Below are 26,184 nucleotides of genomic sequence, written 5' to 3' on the forward strand. Positions count from 1 at the left end.
CATTGCCTCCTGGGGCCTATGAAAGTGGGTTCATCATACGCATTTTCCAGCCATTTGCCTCGGTTGTCAGTCCACTAATTAACTGATCTAATGCGGTCAGTTCATTAGCTTGCTGACTTATCCATGACCCACTCTAGCCCACAACACACCGATCTGCCTGCGCTCCTGGAGCGCAAGGTCTATTGGCAGGATGAGCCCACGGGCGACATGTCCGCGTGTGTGGCGGGTCAGGTTGAGATGTTCCGCGACTTGCATGAGCTGCGGATCTACCTGTCCATGACGTACCCCGACACTGCCTTTGAGCTGGTCGAGGTGACTGAGGAGACATGGCAAGGCTTCTATGACCAGGGAGTGTTTTTCGATGACTGGTCATAGCTCCGTAATGCCGATAAATGGGGTTATCGGCGATAAAACCCTGATCGACTATCTGTCCTTTACCTGGGCACCCGACGAATTGCGCCGGATGACCGACTTGGCCAAGCAAGGTGCCTTGCTCAAGGCCATCCCGCGCTTTGATACCCAGGTGCTCGGCATCAAGGCTGCCTTTGCTGTGCCGGCTGTCGCGGATCTGCGTTATCTGTGGAAGCGCCCCGCCTCCTTCGCTCCCCTCTCCCGCTTTGAGCAAGAAACCCAGCGGTTACGGGATAAGGTCTATCCCAAGCCAGAGGCTCGCCCTGTGGCGCCGGTACTCACCCCTTCCATGACCCAGATGATGGAAGCTGCCTTGCACTCCGACTACAAATCCCGCGCCGACATGCGCAAAGAGCTGAAAGCGGTCTGCTCTGCCCTCCTCGACTTCTCCGAATTTGAGGTGGTGCCCGATGCCAAATACTGGCACGCCTATAACGACATCATCGACAGCTACGGCGTCCAGTTCCTGGATGCCCTTTGCTGCGCCGAGATCGATCTCTGGCTGGAGGAGCTGAATCACCAGATTGGGGTGCCTATCCCCTCCCCTCGGTTCAGCAAACGGGATCGCCGCTCCGGCTTGCACGGTTACGCCCATTCCGCCGACCTGCTGTGTGATGGCCTGCCCTGTGGCCTTATCGGTTGGGGTGCGGCGAACCATGGTTGTATGGTGAGTTTTTCTGGCGCGGGTTGTGCGGCCCTGGATTTCAAAGCGCTGCACAATGTTATCTCTCACGTTCCTGGCATTCGTATTACTCGGGTCGATTTGGCCCTGGACGATTACCAGGGCAAAACCATCAGCTACCTCAATGCTGTCGAGGCGGCCGAGTCCGGCCAGTTCCACCCACAACGGGGCAATGCCCCTTGCTGGATGGCTATCCAGTCCGGTGAGTTCGTGCCCTCTGAGGTCGCCAAGGGCATCGTCAAGCGCTACGGCCTCAAGCCTTCCAAGGGCTGCTCCTTCTACGTGGGCAGCCGTATCAATGGCAAGTGCGCGCGCATCTATGAGAAAGGTAAACAGATGCAGTCGGCAGACTTCCCTGATTGGGTACGGGCCGAAGGCGAGTTGCACAATAAAGACCGGATCATTCCCCTGGATGTACTGTTGAATCCAGATCCCTATTTCGCGGGCATGTATCCGCAATTTGCCAAGTGGCTGGAACAAATCGCCCAGGTAGAAAGTGAACCAATTCGGATCACCACCTTTAAGAACCGCTTTAAAACCTCACGGGATAATGCGGTGTTCAATATGTCGAGAATGGCGGGCCGCCTTGTCAATTGGTTAGCGAATATTGAGGGGCTATCCCCTGACAAGATCGTTAACCAATTAACAGCGCACCTGGAACCGTTGGATATTCCAGCGCGGTTAACGATGCCGCTTCCGCCTGATGTGGGCGAGCTGCCTGTATTTATGACCTAACGAAGGTTCTTCAACGAGGAAATATCAATGTCTATTCTGTCCGGTGTTCTGGTCACTCGCGTGACTCATGGTTATGGCGTATCCCGTAAATCTGGCTCTCCGGTGCCGTATGACTTCGCTCAGGTGGAGTATCTGGCTCCGGCCAATAACGTCAACAAGCCTGAATGCAATATCACCTCCTGGGGCTATGAGGTTCGCCAATTAGCTCTGCGCAATGACGCGGCCACTATTAAAGAGCTGTCCGACTGCCCGAAATTGGTGGCGGTGGATCTCGTCCTGGAAGCGGATCCCAGTAATCCGACCCGCAACGTGGTAGTGGCCTTCCAGGCAACCAAGAAGCCTCTCTAATTCGCCGCGCTGAGGAGGAGGAGCGAGGGCGCGCAGCGACCGACGACGATAGCGTGGAAAAACCATGATCTGCATGGATATAACCGCTGAGGGATATATCAGACTCGCTCAGCCGGATAACTGTCAATATGTGCTCCTGACTGTCCAGGAGCATTCCAAACTCACCGATATATCCAACTGGTTTCAGTTTGATATGACGGAGGTAGGAATAGCCTTTAGCTCTGGCATTGTTATATGGGCTCTGGGTTTAAAAGTGGGCGCAATTGCCCGATTAATCGTAGGTGCAAAAAGAGGATAAACGAGTATGCAAAACTATTTCCGCAATGGCTGTATTGCCCTGTCCTGTTCCATGACTGCTATGGCAGCGAATGCTGAAGGTGGCGCGGCTGCCGCTGCGGCTGCTGCCCTGGACGCGGCCAAGGCCGACGTGGATACCACCTCGCCCAAGGTGATGATGGTCGTCGCCTCGGTCGTGGCGTGCGTCATCCTCATCGGGCTGATCCGTAAGGCCTAAGCCATGTCCCTGCTCATTGGGACGCTGTGGTTTCTGTTCTTTGTCGAAGGCTACAGATCATCGTTTTCGATATGACACAAGGCGGCTCCGGTCGCCTTTTTTATTGGGGGTCGTGTGAGAGTCCTTTATTTGCTGCTCCTGCTGCCGCTGGGGGCGCTGGCGAGCTGTCCAGCAGGTATCAAGCTATCTAATGTGCCAATAAGCACGGCGTTGCCTTTCTGCGTGAAATGGGAATCCTCCAGCCTGGGTGGCTGTCAGGTCGCTTGTCCTGGTGTGTGTGTCGAGCTTCCTGGTGCTGATTCCAAAGGCCCTATCGAGACAACGGGGGGCGAATGCAAGCTTGGCGGCGGCGGTGATGGGGGTGGCGATGGCGATGGTGGCGAGACAGGCGGTGGTGAGGCACCTTATGACTACCCGTTTAAAAACCAGATCAGTCCGATAGGTGTCGGTGGTGCATATCAAGAGGGTACTACAGCAGCGTTAAAACAAATTGACGAGGATCTGCGTTGGTTTGCCATTAAAAACTATGGCCAGGGCAAAGAGATGGTTGCCACGTTTAATGCCTTTGGTAAGGACTTGATGAAAGTCACCGATGCATTAACTGTGCAAAGCAGTTCCTTTGAGGAATACGGTAAAACGCAATTTTCCATTCTAACAACCTTGGGTAGAACCGAAGATACTTTACAGCAATTAACTAATTGTGTGGTTAACCCCAAAGGGAATAACTGTGAACACCTGGGTGGTTCTGGCGGCGGTGGTTCCTCATCGGAGGATACGGCAGCCATTAAAAACATGATGCAGACGGCCATGAGTTGGTGGAGTATGAACCCCAACTATCTTCAGTCCATTAATAATCAGGCAGCCTATATATCTGGTGATATAGGGGCAATTAAGGGCATGACGGAGGGCATGGGCGGCACGCAAATAAAGTTGCAAACGCAAATGGCCGGTGATTTGGCGGCTATCAAAGGGATGATAAAGGATGGTCAAGGCTCTGGTGGTAGTTCTGGCGGTGAGGGTGGCCCGGGTATCGATTATTCAAAAATGCCAGGTGCGGCGGGTAATCCTTTACAGGTGGCAGGTACAGAATATAAATCCAACTTGTGCCAGGACGGTGCTAATTGTGCCTTCGACCTGGGACAGATCAATAAGCAGTATGACGAGAGCAAAGAGGCATTAAAGAGCGCCTATAAGGGAATAAAGTCTGAGGTCGCCGATATATTTAAATTCCAGTTAAGCGGCTCTGGTTCGGTGCCGAAATGTTTCGAGATGTATTCGCTATTTGGCAAGACCTATTCGGTTTGTCCGTCAGTGGGCGCCTATTGGGAAACCTTGGCGGCCATCATGATGTTTGTATTCTACTTTGTCGCATTGATGATTGTTACCAGGAGATAAATCATGGAATGGTTAGGGGATATGTTTAGCGGGTTATTCAACGATATCTATGATCTCGCTGTCCAGGTAACTGCCTGGATTTCGGTAAAGCTGGCGATCCAGTGGGTCGAGTTCAAGTTATTCATGCTGATGTTTTCCTGGGACGTTGCCAGGGAAATCCTGATTAACCTGCAATTCAGCGATTTGATCTCGCAATCCTTTAATAACTTGCCCAACGATGTGCGAGATATATTGCTTTACCTGCATCTGGACAAAGGCTTGTCGATTATTACCCAAGCGTTTGTGACCCGCCTCATGCTCAATATGTTTGGATGGTGATCCATGTCCATTAAAATCCATCACGGTGCTCCTGGTTCTTATAAGTCCAGCGGAGCCATTCATACCGATGTGATCCCCGCCATCAAGGCTGGCCGCTTCATCGTCACCAACGTGCGCGGCTTCTCGGTGGAGCGTTGCCGTGAGGTGCTGGGTAAGGATGTGCCGGACGGCTTTGAGGTGCTCTATATCGAGACGGAATCCCAGGAGGGGCGCGACCGTTTGGCACGGTTTCATCACTGGGCACCCAAAGGGGCGTTTTTCCTGGTCGATGAGGTGCAACGGGTATTTCCGCCTGCCTGGCGCCAAAGCGACTTAGATGCGCTCGCTTTTCCTGGTGGGCCGGATAAAGCCAAGGAAGAAGGTCGACCGGAAACTATTGATGTGGCCTTTGATATGCACCGTCACCATAACTGGGACTTTGTATTAACGACTCCGAACATCAAAAAGGTGCACCAGGTAATCCGCGCTGCTGCCGAAACCGCTATTCGCCACACCAATATGGCGATATTGGGCATCGGCGGCCGTTATAAGACGGTGCTTCACCTCTCCGATAATTCCGGCACGTCCATGTCCGATGTGCTGCAGGCCAAGCCATTCAACAAGGTGCCCAAGCATGTTTTCAAGCTTTATGACTCGACTACAACCGGTAAAGTCTCGGATACAATCGCGGGCAGCTCGATGCTGCGAGATCCTAAAATTCTCTTTATTCTGGCGATTTGGGGACTCTGTGTATTCTTTGGCTTCATCAAGCCTGAATATATTGATGCGCCTGCTAAGGCCTCTGCGCCCTCTCCTGCCGCTGCTCCGGCTCCTGGGGCGGTGGGTGGTTCGCCCACTGCTGATGTACGTCCTGGCGGCGCTCCTGCTGCGTCTACTGCTGGCGTCCTTGCTGTAGGGCCGTTTGCTGGATACCGCCTCATCATCAACTGCCACGTGCTGACCAAGAGTGATCGAGACGTCTACAACGTCGAATACTGCTTTGCGCTGCGCAAGGGTGACGATGAGCAAGCCATCTATGCCGAGGAGTGGCCGCAATACTTCGTCGATGTGAAGGCCATGACGGCCTGCCATGCGGTGATCCAGTACCAAGGGCAACCCGTGGACATCTATTGCGACCCTGACGGCGATGCACTGCGCAAACGGGTCAATGCTGCCCTCTTTGCCGGCAGGGATAGCAAGAGTGAATCATCCGATGACCGGACATAGCAATAATGATGCACGGGCATAAAAAAACATCACCGCGATATGGTGTTTGTTATGTTAAATAGGGACCAAGTTGGTCTGTCCTCGGCAGCTGTGTGCTAGTTTTTAAATCAGTAACGGTTGCCTAAAAGTCAGCTATTAACATTAGAGTTAATGCTACTGTTACTGAAAGTGAGCCCGCGTTTATTAATATGGAGGTGACTGTGACCGAAAATGTGGATCAATCTGAAAAACGGGGTCGTGGTCGGCCTGTAACGGGGCTGGCTATGACACCAGCACAGAAGCAAGCGGCGTATCGTGCCAGGCAGAAAGAAAAAAACGTCACAGTGACAGTAAATAAGGGCGATGTGTTGGTGTTGAGTGCCCTCTTGAACTATGCCAAATCCCATGGGCATCATGCTGGGGTTGAGGTTGACGCCAAATCGGTACAGCGGCTCATTGATGCGCTCGATAACGCTTGCGGTGGTGAAGTTTTAAAGTAACGGTTGCGTTAATAATGACTTGGGGCGTTAGCCCCTATAAGCCGCCCTCTGCTGCTGATGAAGCCTCCAAGCGTCTCGCGGCGAAACACGCCCATCTTGCCCTGAGCCTGGGGCCACCCCCTTCCCTGCCAAACCCGTCTTTAATGCCTCAGTCAGAGCGACCAGCCGAAGGCTATGGGGCGCGTGTGGTGACTGCCTGGGCCTCCTGTCGTAGACAAGCTGTTCTCAAGGTCTTGCGCCGTCCTGACGACTGACTGCCCAGGGGAACCGGCTGTCCCCTCCCCCCGTGTAGTAATACGGGGGGAATTCAAGCTCATGAGGATAGCTGGCCTTAAGCTTTTTAGATAAATCGTCATTAATAGTTTGAACTGTGAGCGTTAAGCCCCATATAGATCGTGAGCATGTAGCTCTGACCTTAGGTGATTATATGACTGATAAAGTGGTTGTTGATGCCGAGAAAGGCGCGGTTTTTGCTGAATATATTGGCATTCCAAAGCGCTCTGCCGCTTCTAGTGTGCGCTTTTATGAGACGAGTCTTGAACAGCGACGAGCCATAGCTGTGGCTTGTGCTCTTGAATTGATAAATACCAAGCTTGCAAGTGGGGGCGTTCATGTTCAAAGCGAGTTGAATAGCCTTTCAGAATACGCTGATCGCATTGAGTCTGCATTGGTGAGATAGTTTGGCTTTGAATTCGGGGGCCTTCTAGCCCCCTTTTCTTTAGTTTATACCTAGTTTTTTTCGCCAGTAGAACGTCTCTTTTTGCTTCTCCGAACGTTCGGCATGGATGATAGCCATGGCCTCGATCCTTCTCCTGTCGTACGTCACGCCATTAGGGGCGACAAGGCAGTCATTCTTCATCCGCCAGCCTTCCCAGTCTTTGAAGATGGTCGGCAGCTCCCGCCCCGATACCATCCGCATTAGCCGCTTACAGACAGGCGGGATCTCTTTACCCCTATCCCAGTTTGTGACTTGCCTCACAGAAACGAAACATAGGTTTGCCGTCTCTTCCTCAGATAAACCGCACTCGAACCAGCGAAAAATGAAGTTTTTGGTCAACTCTCGTTCCATCCAAGTAATTACCTGATAAACCAGCAAAATTGCGTGGGCTGGCTTATCGGCAGGTTTCAGATGGGCATTTAACAAAACCGGACATTATGCGCGGTCAGGCTTGGGGCATGACAAAGGGGCCGATAGGCCCCTGGGGTTTTGATGCCGATAAGTACATATATCGGCATCAGCCTCTACCGCATCAAAGTGGCTCTAGAAACACATGACCCGTCGGAGTGTGTCGATGCAACAGCTCAGTTGAAGTACGTGATTCAAGCTCACGCTGTATCCACTGCAAAGCGGACGCATCAAGCTCCGTTGCTGAACGGACACAATGGCCTCTGACGGCACCACCCTGACGCTCACCTTCGTAAGTGAGAGTTGGGCCATCCTGTGAATCAGAATATATGTACAATTTAAGACTTCTTTGTCGTTCAGGCGGCAATTCAGGCATAGAGTGCATACGACGTTTAGTTACCTTGTCTTTATCTGAAACCATTACACTTTCCCTTAGTTATCAAAATGAAAGTGAATTTTAACACATTTAGGTAACGAAATTTTCAAGCCTCAACTAGGGCCCGCAATTAAGAGCCTTTGCCCGGGCTATACGCCTTGCACGTGCTCGTTGCTCTAGCCAACCAGCAACCCAGACCACCCCCAGGAACAGAATCCCGCCCCAAACTGGAGCCGTCAGAATGGAAAGGAAGAGATACGCGATCCAAGCATGCTGACCAAACAGACCGCCCAAAAGGCAGGCAACCAGAACGACGATTTCAAGGAGAACCAAGAAGAAAGGCCCCATAGTCAAAACCCCCAACAACATCAGATCAGCGGATTTGATCATTGCCGATCCAGGGAGTCAATTGCCCAGGTAAGAGATAACAGCCCTGCGGGCTGGGGTTTTAAAGGAGCGTGCCCAGGGTTTGGCAAAGGTGGAAGAATTACCCCCGTATTACTACCCGGAGGGCTGGCGCCTGAAAAACCAGTGCGGCGCTGTAGCGTTCGCCTCCCCCAGGGCCGGAAAGCCTCAAAAGCCGGTTTAGCAGGGAAAGGGGTGAGTGCGTATCAGGGCAAGATGGGCGTGTTTCGCCGCGAGACATGGGAGGGAGTTCTGCAGAACTAAAGTAGGAAATGAAGCTTTCCCTGCTTCAAGCACATTCGACTTGTTTGAGTTCAAATAGAAACAGTTGGGTGCTTTTGATATCGGGCGTGCAGAGCTGACTGCACAGCTTGCTATTGAGGAAATACGTGGTCGCTTCCTGCGCGGTAGGTGTTTGGCTTGATACCATTTCGAATGGGATTTTTTGCTGTCCTGATACGATAACTACTTGAAACATGGGCATTGCAAGTCCTTTTGATTGTCCAGTCAGTAGCATCCTATGACAGTTTTTCTTCAGCGCAAAACTATCTTTACACTCTGTTTGCTTACCCTGGCGATGCCTCCTGTGATTATGTAGAGCGCTTTGTCAGTTGATCGGCAAGGCACCCACTTTGATTCTCTCGAACCTGATGCTGACAATATTCGCCATTCCTGCGTCTTTCTCCTCGCGAGCCGCCCTCGCTCAGCTCCCCTCAGCCCATCCGCAGACAGAAATAGCCTCTTTCCCAACGCATCGCCCCTACCCCATAGACATAATGCTGCTCATGGGGATTATCCATTCAACCCCATGAGCAGCTTTGGGTGTGTCATGGGGGTCACCTGGATGCGTCACGGCCGATGTGGTGCTGTGAGACGTTGAGCGATAGCGGGTGGCTAGCCGCATGCAGACCGGTAAAGGCGATGTCCTGACTCTATCCGGTCGGTGGTGGGTTCATTGCTGGCCATGCAGGTGATCAAGGGGCTTGTGGCTCGCACTTTCGTGGCGTTCGCTGTTGCCGGTATGCAGGTATTTGGAGGTGGTGTCGATGCTGTCATGGCCCGCGTCGGCCTGCACGTGGGACAGTGGCCGACCATTCAAGTTGATGTCGTGGGTGATGCCTGTGTGGCGGATGGAGTGTGGCGTCAGGTTGCGCATTTCGGCCGCGTCCTGGGCAAAGCCATCCAGCTCGGCCAACAAGGCCGCCTGCTCCAGCACCGCCATGACCAGCTCGCGTAGCTGGCGGATCCCGAGGTTGGCATTGAGCTCTCCCTGCTGCCGGCCATGGGCCGCCGCCTTGTGGCGCACGAAGAGGGGGGTCTGCTCGTTCGGTGCCGGCAGTGGCGACAGTCCGAGAAAGGTGCGGTAGCGTGTCAGGGCATCCAGCAATGCTTGGGAAACGGCCACGGTACGCCGCTTGCCGCCTTTGCTGCGGGGAATGTAATAGCCCCAGACACCGGTCTTGTGGTCGCGACGAAATTGATCCATGACGGGGCTGAAACCGGGTCTGGCCGCCACCTCCGAGATCCGCAGGTAGCAGGCATACATCAGACAGATGAGAAAGCGGCTGCGCTCGTGCTGAGCCGGCGATGCGGCCGCCAGCTGTTCGGCGGCCTGCATCACGTAGGACCACTGCAACTCGCTGAAGGCCTGGCTCTGTTCGTCACTCTCCTGATGGATCGGCTTTTTCACTCTTTGCAGCAGCAGTGCCGGGTTGCGATCCATGTACTCCTCCTGGACAAGGAACTGGAAGAAGGCCGACAGGATGGCGAGTTTGGTCTTCATGGCCTGTTCGCTCAGGCGGTAGGGCAACTCACGGCCCAGCGCCCGTTTGCCCAGAAAGGGTCGCCACTGGGGATTGGGCAGTCGCTCTCCCCACTCCTTGTCGAGCACGAACTGGGCCACGTTCCGATAGGCGATCAGCGCCGGCGGCGGCGCCTGACAATAGTCGAGGTAACGCATCATGATCCGCCTGGTGAGATCCTTTGGGCTGATGGCCATCTCGCCGAAGCTCCAGTGCAGGAAGGTGGTCAGCTCGCTGCGATAGGTCTTGTAGTTGTTTTCGCTGTGGCGTTGTTCGAGCAGCCAGTCGACGGCCAGCTCGTAGACCAGACCCGCATCTGGCACGTTGGCCATGCTGAGGTTGGCCAGATACAGGTTGACTTGAGGGTTGCCCGCCTCCAGATGGAGCAGACTATCGAACAGCGGCATGGCGGGCGGAAGTGGTGGATGAGTCATAGTGATGCTGTGGTTATCGTTGTCTGTAGTGAGGCAAGTACTGCCTGGTGTTGATACCGCGAGATGGGGTCATGACATCCATGCGCTTTGCTCGCTCAGGACGTGCCATCGGCTCGTTTTGTGGGTGCAGTGCAATGGCGGATGAATATATTCACTCAATATGCAATCTGGTTGGAAAAATCTCGGGGAAAATACAAAGCAAATTGGCTAATAATGCATGGAATTGAATATTGAAGGCAGGGTGACTGCGGTTCAGGCAGTCTCCCCCTCTTCTTGTCAGGCTACGCTTTTCAGGGATTTTCCTTTGGGTTTATCGCTATTTTCAGCATCAAGCTTCTCCTCTTTGGGGTTTGTACCCAGCCCTTTTCCGCCACGTAGCAGGTTTTGCAGCAGATCCCGCTGTTCGGCCAGGTAGAAGGCCAGGCTCTCTTGCTGCTCGGACGTCAGCTCAACCGGTGCACCGGCCAGCAACGCCATCAACTCATCGGCGGTATCCAGCAGCTTGTCATAGGCATCGGCCTCTTTCTTGCTGGCAAAGGTCATCTTCTCCACTCCCCCACGCACCACAACATACTTGATCTCAACGGCCATACGGCGTCCTCCTCATGATAGTGACCATGATTATATGTACGTATATACAGTATTGCAAATAACACCCAGGCAGCAGTATCAGAGTCCGTAGCGGCAGCCACGTCCCCTTCACCGCAGCGCCATCATCTCAGGCGACATGCGGCGCCGATTTCCCTGCCAACTTGAAGGGATATTCCGGGTTTTCTTGGCGGCAGACCGCGCCGGGCAAGACAGAGAACCGGTTTTAGGGTAGATTTTATCAATTCCTTCAACAGGTTGAATCGTATGTCGGATCCCTGCTCCGTGATCGTCTGCCCGGCTTGCGACTTGCTGATCGAACGCAAGTTGCTGCCGCTGCGCCGTCACGCCCACTGTCCCCGCTGTCATCAGCATCTGTATGGACGCTACGCCTTTCGCCCTTCCCACCTGATGGCGCTGACACTCACCGGTTTGTTGTTGTTGCCTTCTGCCTTCTTCGAACCCCTGCTCTATGTGCGCCTGGCGGGTGTCAACACCGATGCCAACATGATGAAGGGCATAGTGTTGCTGGCGCGGGAGAACGAGTTGCTGGTCGCGTCGCTGGTATTGTGGTGCGGTGCACTGGCGCCGATGGGGTTGCTGCTCGGCATCTTTGCCCTCGCCTCCGGCCTCGCGAAACGCTGGCATATCTTGCCCCTGACCCTGAAGGCGGTGGCCGTGTTTCGTCATTGGGCCATGCTGGAGGTCTATATCGCCAGCTTGCTGGTATCCCTGTTCAAACTGGTCGATATCGCGGATGTGCGCTTTGGAGGAGGCTTTCTGAGCCTGAGCTGTTTGATGCTGCTCACTCTCGCCCTGTTGATCCTGTTCGATCCCGCTCCCTACTGGGAGCAGGTCCCCATGGAGGAGCCCAATCATGATCAGCGCCCGTGAGCAGGGCCTGTGCGGTTGCCACACCTGTGGCCTGCTGGTGCGCTATCAAGCAGGCACTGTCTGTCCTCGCTGTCACAGCAAGTTGCAGGTGCGCATCCCCCACTCCCTCGCCCGCTCCTGGGGTTTGCTGGCTCTGGCTACCTTCATGCTGCTGCCGGCGAACCTGCTGCCCATCACCCATTTTTACACCAAGGGGCTGCTGCAATCCGACACTATTTTTAGCGGCATCATCTCGCTTTACAACAGCCACATGTCCGGCATCGCCACCATAGTGTTCCTGGCGAGTATAGTGGTGCCGGTTGGCAAGATACTGGGGCTTGGCTGGATCTGCTGGCAGTTGCAACGGGCCAAGCCGGTGCGGCGCAGGCGTCAGCTCATCATGTATCGCATCATCGATTTTATCGGTCGCTGGTCCATGCTGGACCTGTTTGTCATCTCGTTGATGATGGCCCTGGTTGATCGCGGCGTATTGCTCAACGTGCTGGCGGGGCCGGGGGCTACCGCCTTTGGTTGCGTGGTGCTGCTCACCATGATGTCGGCCCGCATGCTGGATACCCGGCTATTGTGGGACAAGGAGGCGCGCTGATGGCGCTTCTCTCCGTTGGTTTTCATTTGCACATTCATTGTCTAAGGAGTCGATATGATCGGGGCTGAACCCGTCATCGAGAAGCGCCGCTGGCTGTCGCCGGTCTGGTTGTTGCCTGTCATCGCCCTCTTGCTGGCCGGTGGCTTTATCTATCAGCAGGTGGCAACCCGTGGCCAGCTCATCCGTATCAACTTTGCCCAGGGCAACGGCATCTTGCCCGGCAAGACCCAGTTGCGCTATCAGGGGGTGGCCATCGGGGTGGTACAGGAGCTGGCGCTGGCGGCGGACGGTCGCAAGATAGCCGTGCTGGTGAAGGTCGACAGCCGTGCCCGTCCGCTCATTCGCAAGGGATCCGACTTCTGGCTGGTGAGCCCCAAGGCCTCCCTGACCGAGATCTCCGGCCTCGATACCCTGGTCTCCGGCAACTACATCAACCTGCAGCCGGGCCGGGAGAACAAGCCGCTGGAGGAGGAATTCGATGCGGTCGATGGCCCTCCCCCCGGTTATCAGGCCCAGGGCCGTACCCTGCATCTGACCGCCGACTCGCTGGGATCGGTCGGCATCGGCGCCAAGATCTATTTCCGTGGCATCGAGGTGGGCAGCGTCATCAACACTCGTCTGGGTGAGGATAACCAGAATGTGATCCTGGATCTGGTGATAGAGCCGCGCTTCGAGCACCTCATCAAGGCCGATACCCGCTTCTGGAACATCAGCGGCATCAAGGGATCTTTCAGCCTGGCCGGCGTCAGCGTCGAAGCGGGCAGCCTTGCCTCCATACTGAGTGGCGGCATCGCTTTTGACTCTCCCAAGGGTTCCCCGTTGCCGGAGAAGGGACAGACCTTCACCCTCTACAAGGGGCTGGCCGAGGCGGCGCGGGGGGTGCGTATCGACATCCAGGCCGGCGCCCTGCCCATCAAGGAAGGGATGCCGATCCTCTATGAAGGCATCGAGATTGGCCGGGTTGACCCCATCCGTCTGACCGAACGGGGCCGGGTCGTCACCGCTCTGGTCAACCCCGAGCAGGCGTTTCGCGTGACGGGCAACAGCCGCCTCGTCTGGGAGACGGTGTCAGTCTCCCCGACCGGGCTCAAGCACGCGGATCGCCTGCTGGCCGGGCCCGCCATCCGGCTCGACTATGTGACGGGCGACCGGGTGAGCACCATGACGCTGACGGATCAGGCGCAGCCTGGTGGCATCAAGCTGACCCTGCAGGCGGATGATCTCGCCGGGGTGAGCGAAGGGGCCCCGTTGCTGTTCAAAGGATTGCAGATTGGCCAGGTGGGGCAGCTGACGCTCGATGCCCGCGGCAATGCGAGCATCGAGCTGCTAGTGGGCGAGGCGTATCGCCCTCTGCTGACACGGGCCCGCTTCTATCGGGCGGCGCCGCTGCAGATCGCCGCCGACCTGAGCGGTATCAAGGTGGAGTCCAGCCCGGCCAGCACCTGGCTGGCGGGTGGGATCAAGCTGGTTCAGGCGCCGAGCGGCGAGCGGATTGACCGGCTCTACCCCAGCCAGGAGCTGGCTCTGCTGGGTAGTCGCAATGCCAGGCCACAACCCTGGGTCCTACGCGCCGAGCAGGCCGATGGCATTGGCATCGGTTCTCCGGTGCTCTACCTGGGATTGGAAGCCGGCTCGGTCAAGGCACTGAGGGCGGATGCCCGCGGCGTCGAGATCACGCTGGAGATCAACGCCAGCTATGCGCCCCTGCTCAAGCAGCAACCCCAGTTCTGGAAGAAGGCGGCCATCGACGGCAAGATCCGGCTGGACGGGGTTCAGGTCAAGATGGGCAACCTCGCTACCCTGCTACGGGGCGCCATCGAGTTTGACCGGCTCGGCACCGATCGTAGCAGCCATCAGCTGTTCGACAACAAGGAGCAAGCCAAGACTCGGGTGCGCAGCCTGACGCTGACCGCGGATCGCAACCCGGGGCTCGGGGTCGGCAGCCCCATCCGCTATCGGGGCGTCGACATCGGCAAGGTGGAGCAGGTCGAGCTCGATCCTTCCCTCGGTCAGGTGAGCTTCAAGGCCGAGCTGGACGGGCAGTATGCCGCTCGCTTCCTGCAGTCCGGTGCCCGTTTCACCCTGGTACAGGCCAAACTGGGCCTCGGCGGCGTCGCCCACCTCGACACCCTGATCAAGGGGGCCTTCGTCGAGGCCAGCCCGGGTCAAGGTGCTGGGCGGGATCGCTTCCCCCTGAGTCAGAGTGGCCCCATCGGGCTGGCGCTCACCCTCAAGAGCCCCTCGGTCAGCGGCGTCAGCGTCGGCAGCCCTCTGCTGTTTCGCAAGTTGATGGTTGGCAGCGTCACTCAGGTCGCGCTGGCCCGGGATGGCAGCGAGGTGCTGATCGATGTGAACGTCGATGCAGAATATGCCCACCTGGTGCGAGCCAACAGCCGCTTCTGGAACGTCTCCGGCGTCAAGGCGGACATCGGCCTGACCGGCGGCACCATAGAGGTGGAAACCGTGCAGAGTCTGCTGACCGGCGGCATCGCCTTCAACACCCCGGAGCGGCAGATGGGGCCGACCGTCAAGGCGGGTCACAGCTATCAGCTCCATGGCAAGGCGGAGAAAGAGTGGCTGGAGTGGAGTCCTCGCATCCAGCCCTGATCCCCTCCCCGCTCTCCACAAGCCCGGCATTTCCTACTGCCGGGCTTTTTTATTTTGGCTCCTCACCATGCCCGAAAGCCCCTCTGAAGAAAACGGCCGGTGTGTGGTAGGATATCGCCCCTCATTTTGGGTCTGCGAGATTGCACCGTGCACGACAACACCTACCTTCCCGATCACTTCCTGCGCCACATCGCGGCCATCATGCCGGCCCATCTCTCCCTCGACGAGTTTGTGGCGAGTTGTCGGCGACCACTGCGGCGCAGCATCCGGGTCAACACCCTCAAGATTGCTGTCGCTGACTTTGTCGCGCGGATGCAGCCGCTGGGCTGGCAGCTGGAGCCCGTGCCCTGGTGCGAGACCGGTTTCTGGCTGACTCGGGATGATGAAACCGTGCCGCTTGGCAACACCGCCGAGCACCTCTGCGGGCTCTTTTACATCCAGGAAGCCAGCTCCATGCTGCCGGTGACGGCGCTGTTTGCGAGCGACAAGGTCAAACGGGACGGCATGCTGCTGGATGCGGCGGCGGCACCGGGCTCCAAAACCACCCAGATCGCGGCGCTGATGAACAATCAGGGCATGCTGGTCGCCAACGAATATTCCAGCAGCCGGCTCAAGGTACTCAGTGCCAACATCCAGCGTTGCGGTGTGACCAATGTGGGCATGACGCACTTCGATGCCAAGGTGTTCGGCCAGTGGTTGCCGGAAACCTTCGATGCCATCCTGCTCGATGCCCCCTGTTCGGGGGAAGGCACGGTGCGCAAGGACGAAGATGCCTTGCGCAACTGGAGCATCGAGAGCATCGACGAGATCGCTGCGGTGCAGCAGGGACTGCTGGAGAGCGCCTTCCATGCCCTGAAACCGGGCGGCGTGCTGGTCTATTCCACTTGCACCTTGAGTGTCCAGGAGAACCAGGATGTCTGCCAGTCGCTGCGGGACAAATTCGGTGATGCCTTGAGTATTGACTCGCTGGCGGACTTGTTCCCCGGCGCCGAACAGGCCTGTACCGGCGAGGGTTATCTGCACGTCTGGCCCCAGATATTCGACAGCGAAGGCTTCTTCGTAGCGCGGCTGCGCAAGCATCATTCGGTGGCCAATACCATGTTCAAGCCGGGCAGACTCGGCAAGTTCCCCTTCTCCCCGCTGCCAGCCAAGGAGGCCGACCCCATGCTGGGTGAGATTGAGGCGGCTTTCGGGGTGATCCCGCAGGGGCAGTTGTTTGGCCGTAATGACGAGATCTGGCTGTTCCCTACCTTGTTTGAGCAAGTACAGGGCAAGCTGCGTTTCGATCGCATTGGCATCAAGCTGGCGGAAACCTTCAAGAAGGGTTATCGGCTGACTCACGAGTGGGCTCTGGCCTATGGTAGCCAAGCCACACGGGGAACAGTCGAGTTGGATGCCAGCAATGCACGGGAGTTCATGATGGGTCGGGATGTCTGGCCGGAGCTGGAGGCTGGCGCGGGTGAGGTAATAGTCCGCTATCAGGGGTATCCGCTGGGCATGGGGAAATGGGTCGGCAGCCGCATCAAGAATGCCCTGCCCCGTGAGCTGGTGCGCGACAACAACCTGTTCAACCGTTGAACTGGCCCATGAGGCGGTCACATCGAGGGAATCCACTGATGTGACCGATGCATGAAAGCCAGTTGCCTAACACCTGTTCGAGTCTGAAAAACCTCCACTCTGGTTGAACTTTTAGTCAGATCTTGAAATGCCTAGCGCCTTGTCTAAGCTTAAGGTTATCTGCACACCGGTTAGCGCACGGCTCTGCAAGGAGCCAATTCCCCTATGCCAGGTACAAGGAATTCGTACCTGGCTTTTTTTATGCCTGCTCATCGATGAGCTCGACGCTCTCTTGCTCAGGCTGACTGGTTGGTACCAGTTCATGGCGATAGAGCAAGTCGATCGCCTGCTCGATGAGCGAGGCCTGACTGTCTTCCAGGTGCAGGCCGAGTTCATGCAACCGCTCGGCGTGACGATTGCTGATCCAGCACTGCAACCGGCTGTGGGTTTCCTGCTTGCGTTTCACATGCTGGCGCTGTCGCTCGGCGTTGTCTTGTGCCTCTGGCTGCAGTGTTAATTCTTTATTTTCCTGGCTCATATGACCGTGATGTTCTCGATTAACCAAGTTGTTATCTCTCACCATTTATCGCGTCTCGTAAAGAAGCCGCTCTCCCCTCACCTGGCTCAGGCAAGGGGAAAAGCAACAGCAAAACAATGAGATGCTATTTAACATAAAAAATGTGGTGACGCGGTTGGCTTAAAGCAGCCCCTCAAGAGCGTGGTCGGAAAACTTGTGTGCGTCATCGAAGTACTCCTGCAGGGTACGCATGTCTTTATGCCGTGTCACTTCGATGATCTTGTTCATGGGTTTACCGGCGGTCACGGCCGAGGTGATGAAGCCTCGGCGCAGGCTATGGCCACTGACATAGAGATCGTCGATGACCTGGCCGGTGCGCCGCTTGATCATCAGGTTGATACCCTGGGGGCCGAGTGGCTCAGGCATGAGCTGACCCCAGCGGGTCATGCGGCGAAACAGCGCCCCCTCGCTGATCCTGCTTTTCTTGAGCCAGTTGCTCAGTGCCGACACCGGGCAATATTGCTTGCCCGGGATGAGCGCTATTTCGGTTTCGTGAAGCTGATGCTTGCTCGGCTTGAGGCGAAGCCTGATCCCCTGCCCCACAAAATCGAGATCGCTCACCTCGATACGGGCGGCCTCTGAGCGGCGCAAGGCACCGCTGAACATCAGCAGCAACAGGGTGTGATCCCGCAGCCCGGCCAAATTGGAGGTATCGATGTCATCGAGCACCCGGCTCAGCGGTTGCAAGGTCAGCGCTCCCGTCTTGCGTTTGCGGTTATCGCCGAGCCGCACTATGCCGCGCATCATCTCCTTGATCTCAGCATGTTCTGTCGGCATGGGGTGAACCCCCTTCTGCTTGAATGCGTAGCGGATCCCGGCGAGCCTTCGCACCAGAGTCGCGGGTTTGCGCGGCTCACCGTTGCGCAGTTCCCCTTTCCCCTCGTGTTTGTCCAACCATACCCAGTCCGCCAGGATGCCATCGGCCTGATCCGCCAGGAAGTTCATGATGTCGTGGTGGTTGGTTTGCAGGGGATCCAGCTGCTGCAACTGACACCAATATACGAAGATACGAGTATCAGCCTGGTAGGCATTGAGGGTAGAGTCCGCCTTGGCACTGCGCAAAAAACGCCTGGCCCTGCTGTTGAGCTGAGGATCGAACACTGCCTGCAATGATTGCTGAGCGGGGTTTTGAATGGTTGGATATGCCACGTAACCTGATGATTCTATGCGAAGTTTCGGAAGATCTTACAGGATCTTTCAGATCCATCAAGTATCGATAATGAATATTATCGATACTTATCACAGCTTGATTTTAACCCTCCTGGCATCACTGCCTCTCTTCCGCATTATCGATTACATGACGCCAGTCACCAGCGTCGAAGAAACTGTGGCATATGGGGAGTGAGAGATAACGAAGTTGTTTCCCAGGATTTATCAGGGGGATTATGCTGAACGCTGGAAATAAAAAGGCCCCATCTCCTGGGGCCTTAGATTACTTCTTTGCCAGCTTGAACAGCTCGAAGAAGTTGTGGCTGGTGGCCTGTGCCAATTCCGCCAACGGGATCTGCCGAAGGTCGGCCACAAACTGGGCCACATCGCGCACGAAGGCGGGTTCGTTCTCCCTCCCCCGATGGGGCACGGGGGCCAGATACGGAGAATCCGTTTCGACCAGCAGGCGCTCCAGCGGCAATGCCTTGACCACGGCCTGCAGCGCGAAGGCATTCTTGAAGGTAGCGATGCCAGAGATGGAGATATAGAAGCCCATCGCCATGGCCGCCTCCGCCATCTCGAGGGATTCGGTGAAGCAGTGCAGCACGCCGCCCACCTGCTCGGCTCCCTCTTCGCGCATGATCTGCAGAGTGTCCTGCTGGGCATCACGGGTATGAATGATCAGCGGTTTGTTCAGCGCTCGCGCTACCCGGATGTGCTCCCGGAAGGAGGCTTGCTGCACCTCCTTGTTTTCCGGCGAATAAAAGTAATCGAGCCCGGTTTCACCAATGGCCACCACGCGAGGGTCGGTGGCCTGGGTCAACAGCAGTGCGGCATCCACTCCGGGATCCTGATTGAGCGGATGCACGCCACAGGAGGCGAACACCTGGGAATAAGGGGCGATCGCCGCCATCATGGTCGGGAACTGTGCCTGGGTCACGCTCACGCACAAAAAATATCCCACGTCCTGCGCCGCCGCCTTGGTCAGCACATCTGCCATGTCGGTCTGTTTGCTGCCATAGCTGAGGCGATCGAGGTGACAATGGGAATCAACGAGTAACATACACAACCTTGCTTGTTTGCTTAATCGGCCATCATAACCAGCGATTGAGCCAGTTCATCAGATGAATGGTGGGATTGGAGAGCTGGCCCGGTTGGCAGGCAGCCTTCAGGGCGACGAGCTGCTGCTCCGCTTCCAGCAGTTTCTCACTGGAGTGGCGTTCGGCCAACTTCTGGCTGAGCACCGCCAGATCCGGCATCGCCAGTTGGTGATGGCCACAACCGGCTTGCGTCTTGAGGGCGTCGCACAGGAACAGCTGCAGCCAGTGCAGGCGCACCTGACTCTCCTCTGCCAATTGTGCACAGACATTGGCCGCCCGGGTCGGCGCCTGTGACAGGGAGACGAAGCTTTCCAGCAGAGTCCGGCGAGCGTCATCTTGCTGCTCTTCGATGTAACGCAACACCCGCAGCGGCGCCCCCTGACAGATCCGCACCTGGGCCTGAGTTGCCTGATGGCCCTGCTCCGCCAGCCAGCGCAGGGTCTCCCCTTCCGCCGGCAACTGACAGACGTGCTTGTGGCAACGGCTGAGGATGGTGGGCAACAGACGGGAGACTCTGGATGCGATGAGCAGCAGCAGGCTGTCGCCGGCCGGCTCTTCCAGGGTTTTCAGCAGGGCGTTGGCGGCAGATTCCGTCATGCGCTCCGCATCCGGAATGATCACCACCTTGCCACGGCCAAGCTGGGCCGTGCTCTGCAGGCGAGTACAGATCTCGCGAATGGCCTCGACGCCGATGGTCTTGGTGTCGGTACCGAGGGAACCAAGATCCGGATGATGACCCTTGCTCAGCAGTTGGCAGGAGTGGCACTGATCACAGGGTTCGCCCCCTATCGGCTGTTGGCAAAGGTGCAACCGCGCCAGCCGTTCGGCCAGCTGCTCCTTGCCAAGGCCGGGATCGCCGAGCAGCAGCCAGGCATGGGCCAGTCGGCCCGCCTTGGCACTCTGGCTCAGAGCCTGCCAGTCCGGGATCAGCCAGGGATACATAGCGACTCATCTGACATGTACTGGCTCAGCGCCGTCTCGATGGCGGCCTTGACCTGTTCCGGCGTTTGTCCGGCATCGATCACCTTGATGGAATCGTCTGCGGCGGCGAGCTCCAGATAACGGGTGCGGGTGCGCACGAAGAAGCCGAGCTGCTCCAGTTCGATGCGATCGAGCTCGCCGCGATGGCGGGCCCGCTGCAATCCGATGGCGGGATCGATATCGAGATAGAGGGTCAAGTCCGGCTTGAAGTCGCCGAGCACCGCCTGCTTGATGGCATCGATGAGCCCCGCATCGATGCCGCGGCCGCCCCCCTGGTAGGCCTGGGAGGAGAGGTCGTGTCTGTCCCCCACCACCCAAACGCCCTCGGCCAGGGCGGGTCTGATCCGAGTCTCCACGAGCTGCACCCGGGAGGCGTACATCAGCAGCAGCTCGGCTTCGATGGTGAGGCGTTCGTCATGCACTTCTTTCACGATGGCTCGCATCCGTTCGGCCAGCGGAGTGCCACCCGGTTCACGGGTACACTCGATCCGCTCGATGCCGTGGGCCTGCAGGTAGTCGGTGACATAACGCACCGCGGAGCTCTTCCCTGCCCCTTCCAATCCTTCAATCACGATAAATTTAGACATTAGGGTTTCTTCAATATGTATTCGCGAACCGCCCGATTGTGTTCATCGAGGGTCTTGGAGAAATAGTGTGCCCCGCCCCCCTTGGCGACAAAATAGAGATAATCGGTCGACAGAGGATTGAGCGCCGCCTCGATGGAGGCCTTGCCCGGCATGGCGATGGGCGTCGGCGGCAGACCGTCGATCACATAGGTGTTGTACGGATTCGCATCGGTCAGATCGCTGCGGCGAATGTTGCCATCGTATCTGTCCTTCACCCCGTAGATGACGGTGGGATCGGTCTGCAGCTTCATGCCAAGGCGCAGGCGGTTGACGAACACCGAGGCGATCTGGGCCCGCTCCTCCGGCTGGCCGGTCTCTTTTTCGATGATGGAGGCCATGATCAGCGCCTCGTAGGGCGTCTTGTACGGCAGGTTTGCCTGCCGCTTGTCCCAGCTCTCCTGCAGGAAGGCCTTCATGTCCTGGTAGGCGCGACGCAAGATGGAAATATCGCTGGCATGAGTGGTATAAGCATAAGTCTCTGGCAGGAACCAGCCTTCCAGCTTGCCGTTCTCGATACCCAGCTCCTGGGCCAGATCGGTTTCGCTCTGCTCCACCGTCAGCCGTTCCAGATAAGGAGCGCCGGAGAGCTGCTTCAACCAGTCCTCGAAACGGGATCCCTCGACGAAGGTGAGGCTGAAGTGAAACTCCTTGCCGGAAGCAAACAGGGAGAGGGTCTCCTTGAGAGGGGCCCCTTCCTTGATCTCGTAGGTACCGGACTTGATGGCGACCAGTTCAGGATGACCACGCAACCAGAGGCGTACCGCCCAGGGACTGGTGTCCCCCTCCCCCAGCTCGGCGATCAGACGCGCCGCGTGGGCGCCTTTCTCGACGGTGAAGAGGCGCGTCGGCCCCTTGTTGGTGAGGGTCTCCACCTCTTGCCACTTGTAATATGCATAGCCCCCGGCGACGGCAACCGACAGGGCCGCCCCCGCGAGCAGGGTGTAAAGCCGATTAAACTTCAATGACCAAACGCTCCTGTAAACGACGGCTCAATACCGGGCTGGGATAGTGCAGATCCCCGATGCCGATCACCGGCACTATGCCCATCAGGGTATTGGTCAGCCATACTTCTTCGGCCTGCCACAGCGACTCCAACGGAGCCTCCACGACACGCAGTTCAATGCCCATGTGTTTAAGCATCATCATCACGCGTCTGCGCATGATGCCGTCGACCCCCCCGCGGGAGAGATCCGGTGTGAATACCGTTTTACCACGACGCCAAAACAGATTTGCGCTGACTCCTTCTACCAGAAATCCACGGCTGTTCAATACTATACCTTCGACTCCACCCCGTGCGGCAAGTTCGCTCTTCAATAAAACTTGCTCCAGCCGGCCCAGGGTTTTGAGCCCCGCCAGCATGGGCGCATCGCCGAGCTGTTGCTGGCAGACCAGCGCCACTATGCCATCGCGCTGCCAGCCCTGATAGTGGAGCGGGTAGTCCGCAAGGGAGACGATACGGGTCGGTAAATGACAATCGGCGCCATCATAGCCCCTGCCACCACTGCCGCGGGTCAGCACGACCTTGACGACAGCCTGTGTCTGCCCTGCCGCAAGTTGCGCCACCTCAGTGGCCAGCTGGTCCCAGGGCAGCTCGGCAAAGCCGAGTCTGGCACAGGCGTGCTGCAGACGCGCCAGGTGCGCCGGCCACCAGACCACTTGACCATCCTTCACCAGCATGGTGGTGAAATGACCATCTCCGTACGCGAGACCGCGATCCCTGGCGGATAAGGCTTCTGTTGGCAGTCCGTTGATCAACATGGGTGTCCCTTTGATAAAAAAGGCCCGATACTGGCGTATCGGGCCCGATTCTTTGCTTAGAATGCCGCCCAGAGCGGATTATACGCGCTTGAAGATCAGGGAGCCATTGGTGCCGCCGAAACCAAACGAATTGGACAAGGCATAGTCAAACTGACCAGCCTTGGCCACGTGAGGCACCAGGTCCAGATCGCACTCCTCATCCGGATTGTCCAGGTTGATGGTCGGTGGCACCATCTGATCCCGCAACGCCAGCACAGTGATGATGGCCTCGATGGCACCGGCAGCACCCAGCAGGTGACCCGTCATCGATTTGGTGGAGCTGATCATCAGTGACTTGGCATGCTCGCCAAACACCTGCTTCATGCCGCGCAACTCGGCCACATCACCCAGCGGGGTGGAAGTGCCATGGGCATTGATGTAACCGATCTGCTCGGGAGCAATGCCGGCATCCTTGATGGCGTTCTTCATGGCGCGAGCACCGCCATTCCCGTCCGAGGGAGGCGCCGTCATGTGATAGGCATCACCGCTCATGCCAAAGCCAACCAGCTCGGCATAGATCTTGGCGCCACGCGCCTTGGCGTGTTCGTACTCTTCCAGCACCAGTACCCCGGCGCCATCGCCCAGCACGAAGCCGTCGCGATCCTTGTCCCAGGGGCGACTCGCTTTTTGCGGCTCGTCGTTGCGGGTGGAGAGTGCCTTGGCTGCCGCGAAACCGCCCATTCCCATCGGGGTGGAGGCCTTCTCGGTGCCGCCGGCGACCATCACGTCCGCATCACCGTACGCTATCATCCGACCCGCCATGCCGATGGCATGGGTACCGGTGGTGCAGGCAGTGGTCACGGCGATGTTCGGGCCTTGCATTCCCTTCATGATGGAGAGATGGCCGGACACCATATTGATGATGGTGGATGGCACGAAGAAGGGGCTCAGCTTGCGCGGGCCGCCATTGACGAGGCTGCTGTGGTTCTGCTCGATGAGCCCCAAGCCGCCGATGCCGGAGCCGATGGCCACGCCAACCCGCTCTGCATTCTCTTCGTCGATGACCAGGCCGGAATCATCCAGCGCTAGCACGCCCGCCGCCACGCCGTACTGGATGAAGAGATCCATCTTGCGGGCTTCTTTGCGGTTGATGCCGTATTGTTCAGGATCGAACTCTTTGACCAGACCTGCGAAACGGGTCGCATACTCGCTGGCATCAAAATGGTCGATGAGGGAAATGCCGCTCTGCCCGTTGAGCAGGGCTTGCCAGCTGGATTCGGCAGTGTTACCCACCGGGGAAAGCATCCCCAGGCCGGTCACCACGACTCTGCGTTTTGACACTGAGGTAGTCTCCGAGAGGTGTTTTGAGAGGGAGTAAACATAAAAGAAGCGGCCCTTGGGCCGCTTCTTTCAGAACAGGAACTTATTCCTGATTAGCGGTGATGTAGTCGATAGCCGCTTGAACAGTGGTGATCTTCTCGGCTTCTTCATCAGGAATTTCGGTATCGAATTCTTCTTCCAGCGCCATTACCAGTTCAACGGTATCCAAAGAGTCAGCGCCCAGGTCGTCGACGAAGGAGGCAGCGTTCTTAACGTCTTCCTCTTTAACACCCAGTTGTTCGATGATGATTTTCTTTACGCGTTCTTCGATGTTGCTCATGACCTGAATTTTCCTTTAAAAATACGCTATTGCGTCTGGTTGGGGTAGTTTATTCAATTGACTGGAGTTTGCAAGTAGCTTGCCGCTGGTCAAACCACGAAAAGTGCCAAACTTCGGCGTACTATCGCAAATTTGAACAGATCTCACGACAAATTGATTACACCATGTACATCCCGCCATTAACATGCAGGGTTTCGCCGGTGATATAAGCAGCGTCATCAGACGCCAAGAATACCACAGCGGCGGCAATTTCTTTCGGATCACCCAAACGGCCGGCCGGCACCTGATTCATGATGCCGCTGCGCTGCTCTTCGTTGAGCGCCTTGGTCATATCGGTCTCGATGAAACCGGGGGCCACGGCATTCACCGTGATGCCACGGGATGCCACTTCACGGGCCAGCGCCTTGGTAAAACCAACCAGACCCGCCTTGGCTGCGGCATAGTTGACCTGACCCGCATTGCCCATGGTACCCACCACAGAGCCGATGCTGATGATGCGACCGTTGCGCTTCTTCATCATGGCACGCAATACCGGCTTGCTCAGACGGTACAGTGAGGTGAGATTGGTGTCGATGATCTCGTTCCACTCGTCATCTTTCATGCGCATCAACAGGTTGTCGCGGGTGATACCGGCGTTGTTGATGAGAATGTCGATCTCGCCGAAGCGGGCCTTGATGGCGGCAAAGACGGTCTCGATGGATTCCTGGCTGGTCACGTTCAGTGCCATGCCGCAGCCCTGCTCGCCCAGGTAGGCGCTGATGGCCTCGGCGCCGCTCTCGCTGGTCGCGGTACCCACTACCTTGGCGCCACGGGCCGCAAAGGTTTCGGCAATCGCACGGCCGATGCCACGACTGGCACCGGTGACCAACACAACCTTATCGGTAAAACTCATGACTCGCTCCTGTTTACTTGGACTGGGCCAGCGCCTGCTCGAAAGAGGCCGCATCGTTGGCGTGAACACCTTCCACGCGCGCATCGATACGCTTGGCCAAGCCGGTCAATACCTTGCCCGGTCCCATCTCGATCTCGAGGGTGATGCCGTCGTTTGCCATCCGCTCGACCGTTTCGGTCCAACGTACCGGGCTGAACAACTGACGCACCAGGGCTTGCTTGATAGCGGCCGGATCCTGTTCACAGGATACGTCCACATTATTGATGACTGCGATGCTTGGAACCTTGATCTCGATCCCATCCAGCGCGGCGGCCAATTTTTCGGCAGCCGGTTTCATCAGGGCGCAGTGCGATGGCACCGAGACCGGCAGCGGCAGCGCACGCTTGGCACCGGACTCTTTCATCAGCACGTTGGCGCGTTCGACCGCTTCCTTGTGGCCGGCGATGACCACCTGCCCCGGAGAGTTGAAGTTGACCGGAGAGACCACCTGACCTTGTGCCGCCTTCTCGCAGTTGGCGGCGATGGAATCGTTGTCCAGGCCGATGATGGCGGCCATGGCACCCGTCCCTTCCGGCACGGCTTCCTGCATGGCGAGGCCACGCAGCTCGACCAGTTTGACCGCATCGGCAAAGTCGAGGGCACCGCTGCACACCAGGGCGGAGTACTCACCGAGGCTGTGACCGGCCATGACGGCCGGCGTCGCCCCCCCCTGCTGCTGCCACAAGCGCCACAGGGCGACGGAGGCGGTCAGCAGCGCAGGTTGGGTGCGCCAGGTCTTGTTCAGATCCTCGGCCGGGCCTTGCATGACCAGGGCAAGCAGATCGTAACCCAGCACCTGGCTTGCCTCGGCGAAGGTCTCTTTAATCACGGCGTGTTGCTCAGCCAGCTCGGCCAGCATGCCGACGCTCTGGGAGCCTTGTCCCGGGAAGGCAATGGCAAATCGGGTCATCATTGATTCCTTTAAGGTAAGACGAAATCGACAAGCGGGCGCCCGAGACG

Annotated in this window: 29 protein-coding genes; 14 read left to right on the plus strand and 15 right to left on the minus strand. The window is 57.3% G+C overall.

The annotated features are described in order from the left end of the window. Positions 1-123 precede the first annotated feature (123 nt). The 9 genes from ACZ9IL_RS06780 (at position 124) to ACZ9IL_RS06820 (ending at position 6,767) form a co-directional block, all read left to right on the plus strand. The gene (locus ACZ9IL_RS06780) at positions 124-375 is read left to right on the plus strand and encodes a hypothetical protein (RefSeq protein ID WP_050717044.1); all 252 of its coding nucleotides are present in this window, start codon (positions 124-126) and stop codon (positions 373-375) included. Continuing rightward, positions 362-1,828 (plus strand): replication initiation factor domain-containing protein, encoded by a 1,467-nt coding sequence (locus ACZ9IL_RS06785; RefSeq protein ID WP_476002826.1) that lies wholly within the window; start codon positions 362-364, stop codon positions 1,826-1,828. The genes ACZ9IL_RS06780 and ACZ9IL_RS06785 overlap by 14 nt, the downstream gene beginning before the upstream one ends. Before the next feature lie 27 nt (positions 1,829-1,855). After that, positions 1,856-2,176, plus strand: a complete 321-nt coding sequence (locus tag ACZ9IL_RS06790; protein ID WP_042653776.1) for a hypothetical protein — start codon at positions 1,856-1,858, stop codon at positions 2,174-2,176. A 304-nt stretch (positions 2,177-2,480) separates the two neighbouring features. Beyond that, entirely contained in the window at positions 2,481-2,690 is a 210-nt protein-coding gene (locus ACZ9IL_RS06795; protein WP_476002827.1) for a Flexible pilin, read from the plus strand. Between the two features lie 129 nt (positions 2,691-2,819). Beyond that, positions 2,820-4,085 (plus strand): hypothetical protein, encoded by a 1,266-nt coding sequence (locus tag ACZ9IL_RS06800; protein ID WP_476002828.1) that lies wholly within the window; start codon positions 2,820-2,822, stop codon positions 4,083-4,085. Positions 4,086-4,088: 3 nt separating this feature from the next. Beyond that, positions 4,089-4,403 carry a DUF2523 family protein gene (locus tag ACZ9IL_RS06805; RefSeq protein WP_476002829.1) on the plus strand — a complete coding sequence of 105 codons (315 nt, stop codon included), beginning with the start codon at positions 4,089-4,091 and terminating at the stop codon, positions 4,401-4,403. Positions 4,404-4,406: 3 nt separating this feature from the next. After that, positions 4,407-5,609 (plus strand): zonular occludens toxin family protein, encoded by a 1,203-nt coding sequence (locus ACZ9IL_RS06810; protein ID WP_476002830.1) that lies wholly within the window; start codon positions 4,407-4,409, stop codon positions 5,607-5,609. Between the two features lie 200 nt (positions 5,610-5,809). After that, entirely contained in the window at positions 5,810-6,088 is a 279-nt protein-coding gene (locus ACZ9IL_RS06815) for a hypothetical protein (protein WP_476002831.1), read from the plus strand. A 427-nt stretch (positions 6,089-6,515) separates the two neighbouring features. Further along, complete coding sequence (locus ACZ9IL_RS06820; RefSeq protein WP_476002832.1) at positions 6,516-6,767, plus strand: hypothetical protein; 252 nt, start codon at positions 6,516-6,518, stop codon at positions 6,765-6,767. A 39-nt stretch (positions 6,768-6,806) separates the two neighbouring features. Here ACZ9IL_RS06820 and ACZ9IL_RS06825 read toward each other — a convergent pair whose 3' ends face one another. Then, positions 6,807-7,157, minus strand: a complete 351-nt coding sequence (locus ACZ9IL_RS06825) for a DUF3653 domain-containing protein (protein ID WP_476002833.1) — start codon at positions 7,155-7,157, stop codon at positions 6,807-6,809. Positions 7,158-7,860: 703 nt separating this feature from the next. Between ACZ9IL_RS06825 and ACZ9IL_RS06830 the strand changes: the two genes are divergently transcribed. After that, a complete protein-coding gene (locus ACZ9IL_RS06830) occupies positions 7,861-8,259 on the plus strand; it encodes a hypothetical protein (RefSeq protein WP_476002834.1) in 399 nt (132 codons plus the stop codon). A gap of 25 nt (positions 8,260-8,284) precedes the next feature. On the opposite strand, the gene ACZ9IL_RS06835 is transcribed toward ACZ9IL_RS06830, so the two are convergent. The 3 genes from ACZ9IL_RS06835 to ACZ9IL_RS06845 all read right to left on the minus strand — a co-directional run bounded on the left by ACZ9IL_RS06835 (position 8,285) and on the right by ACZ9IL_RS06845 (position 10,822). Continuing rightward, positions 8,285-8,473: a hypothetical protein gene (locus ACZ9IL_RS06835; RefSeq protein WP_476002835.1), complete on the minus strand. Its 189-nt coding sequence runs from the start codon at positions 8,471-8,473 to the stop codon at positions 8,285-8,287. A 474-nt stretch (positions 8,474-8,947) separates the two neighbouring features. Next, positions 8,948-10,231, minus strand: coding sequence for a tyrosine-type recombinase/integrase (locus ACZ9IL_RS06840; protein ID WP_476002836.1), 1,284 nt, complete (start codon positions 10,229-10,231; stop codon positions 8,948-8,950). A 276-nt stretch (positions 10,232-10,507) separates the two neighbouring features. Beyond that, positions 10,508-10,822: a YebG family protein gene (locus tag ACZ9IL_RS06845; RefSeq protein WP_476002837.1), complete on the minus strand. Its 315-nt coding sequence runs from the start codon at positions 10,820-10,822 to the stop codon at positions 10,508-10,510. Between the two features lie 264 nt (positions 10,823-11,086). On the opposite strand from ACZ9IL_RS06845, the gene ACZ9IL_RS06850 reads away from it, so the two are divergent. The 4 genes from ACZ9IL_RS06850 (at position 11,087) to rsmF (ending at position 16,484) form a co-directional block, all read left to right on the plus strand. Then, positions 11,087-11,713: a paraquat-inducible protein A gene (locus ACZ9IL_RS06850; protein ID WP_476002838.1), complete on the plus strand. Its 627-nt coding sequence runs from the start codon at positions 11,087-11,089 to the stop codon at positions 11,711-11,713. Next, complete coding sequence (locus ACZ9IL_RS06855) at positions 11,697-12,299, plus strand: paraquat-inducible protein A (RefSeq protein WP_476002839.1); 603 nt, start codon at positions 11,697-11,699, stop codon at positions 12,297-12,299. Before ACZ9IL_RS06850 ends, ACZ9IL_RS06855 begins: the two co-directional genes overlap by 17 nt. Positions 12,300-12,353: 54 nt before the next feature. Next, positions 12,354-14,906, plus strand: coding sequence for a PqiB family protein (locus tag ACZ9IL_RS06860; RefSeq protein ID WP_476002840.1), 2,553 nt, complete (start codon positions 12,354-12,356; stop codon positions 14,904-14,906). 147 nt (positions 14,907-15,053) lie between these two features. Continuing rightward, positions 15,054-16,484: a 16S rRNA (cytosine(1407)-C(5))-methyltransferase RsmF gene (rsmF, locus tag ACZ9IL_RS06865; RefSeq protein ID WP_476002841.1), complete on the plus strand. Its 1,431-nt coding sequence runs from the start codon at positions 15,054-15,056 to the stop codon at positions 16,482-16,484. A gap of 238 nt (positions 16,485-16,722) precedes the next feature. On the opposite strand, the gene ACZ9IL_RS06870 is transcribed toward rsmF, so the two are convergent. From ACZ9IL_RS06870 to fabD, 11 genes are all read right to left on the minus strand, one after another. Then, positions 16,723-17,001, minus strand: coding sequence for a RepB family protein (locus tag ACZ9IL_RS06870; protein ID WP_476002842.1), 279 nt, complete (start codon positions 16,999-17,001; stop codon positions 16,723-16,725). 159 nt (positions 17,002-17,160) lie between these two features. After that, positions 17,161-18,102 carry a site-specific integrase gene (locus tag ACZ9IL_RS06875; RefSeq protein ID WP_476002843.1) on the minus strand — a complete coding sequence of 314 codons (942 nt, stop codon included), beginning with the start codon at positions 18,100-18,102 and terminating at the stop codon, positions 17,161-17,163. A gap of 370 nt (positions 18,103-18,472) precedes the next feature. Continuing rightward, positions 18,473-19,252, minus strand: a complete 780-nt coding sequence (locus ACZ9IL_RS06880; protein WP_476002844.1) for a TatD family hydrolase — start codon at positions 19,250-19,252, stop codon at positions 18,473-18,475. A gap of 31 nt (positions 19,253-19,283) precedes the next feature. Then, on the minus strand, positions 19,284-20,231 hold the full coding sequence (holB, locus tag ACZ9IL_RS06885) for a DNA polymerase III subunit delta' (protein WP_476002845.1): 948 nt from the start codon (positions 20,229-20,231) through the stop codon (positions 19,284-19,286). Further along, positions 20,216-20,857, minus strand: a complete 642-nt coding sequence (gene tmk, locus ACZ9IL_RS06890; protein WP_476002846.1) for a dTMP kinase — start codon at positions 20,855-20,857, stop codon at positions 20,216-20,218. The genes holB and tmk overlap by 16 nt, the downstream gene beginning before the upstream one ends. Next, positions 20,857-21,858 carry an endolytic transglycosylase MltG gene (gene mltG, locus ACZ9IL_RS06895; protein WP_476002847.1) on the minus strand — a complete coding sequence of 334 codons (1,002 nt, stop codon included), beginning with the start codon at positions 21,856-21,858 and terminating at the stop codon, positions 20,857-20,859. Before mltG ends, tmk begins: the two co-directional genes overlap by 1 nt. Continuing rightward, positions 21,848-22,654, minus strand: coding sequence for an aminodeoxychorismate lyase (gene pabC / locus ACZ9IL_RS06900; RefSeq protein WP_476002848.1), 807 nt, complete (start codon positions 22,652-22,654; stop codon positions 21,848-21,850). The genes mltG and pabC overlap by 11 nt, the downstream gene beginning before the upstream one ends. Before the next feature lie 78 nt (positions 22,655-22,732). Then, positions 22,733-23,974, minus strand: a complete 1,242-nt coding sequence (fabF, locus tag ACZ9IL_RS06905; RefSeq protein ID WP_476002849.1) for a beta-ketoacyl-ACP synthase II — start codon at positions 23,972-23,974, stop codon at positions 22,733-22,735. Positions 23,975-24,056: 82 nt separating this feature from the next. Next, positions 24,057-24,293 (minus strand): acyl carrier protein, encoded by a 237-nt coding sequence (gene acpP, locus ACZ9IL_RS06910; protein ID WP_005300909.1) that lies wholly within the window; start codon positions 24,291-24,293, stop codon positions 24,057-24,059. 157 nt (positions 24,294-24,450) lie between these two features. Further along, a complete protein-coding gene (fabG, locus tag ACZ9IL_RS06915; RefSeq protein ID WP_476002850.1) occupies positions 24,451-25,185 on the minus strand; it encodes a 3-oxoacyl-ACP reductase FabG in 735 nt (244 codons plus the stop codon). Between the two features lie 13 nt (positions 25,186-25,198). Beyond that, entirely contained in the window at positions 25,199-26,134 is a 936-nt protein-coding gene (fabD, locus tag ACZ9IL_RS06920; protein ID WP_476002851.1) for an ACP S-malonyltransferase, read from the minus strand. Between the last annotated feature and the right edge of the window lie 50 nt (positions 26,135-26,184).

The sequence above is a fragment of the Aeromonas sp. TECH754 genome (assembly GCF_056279295.1).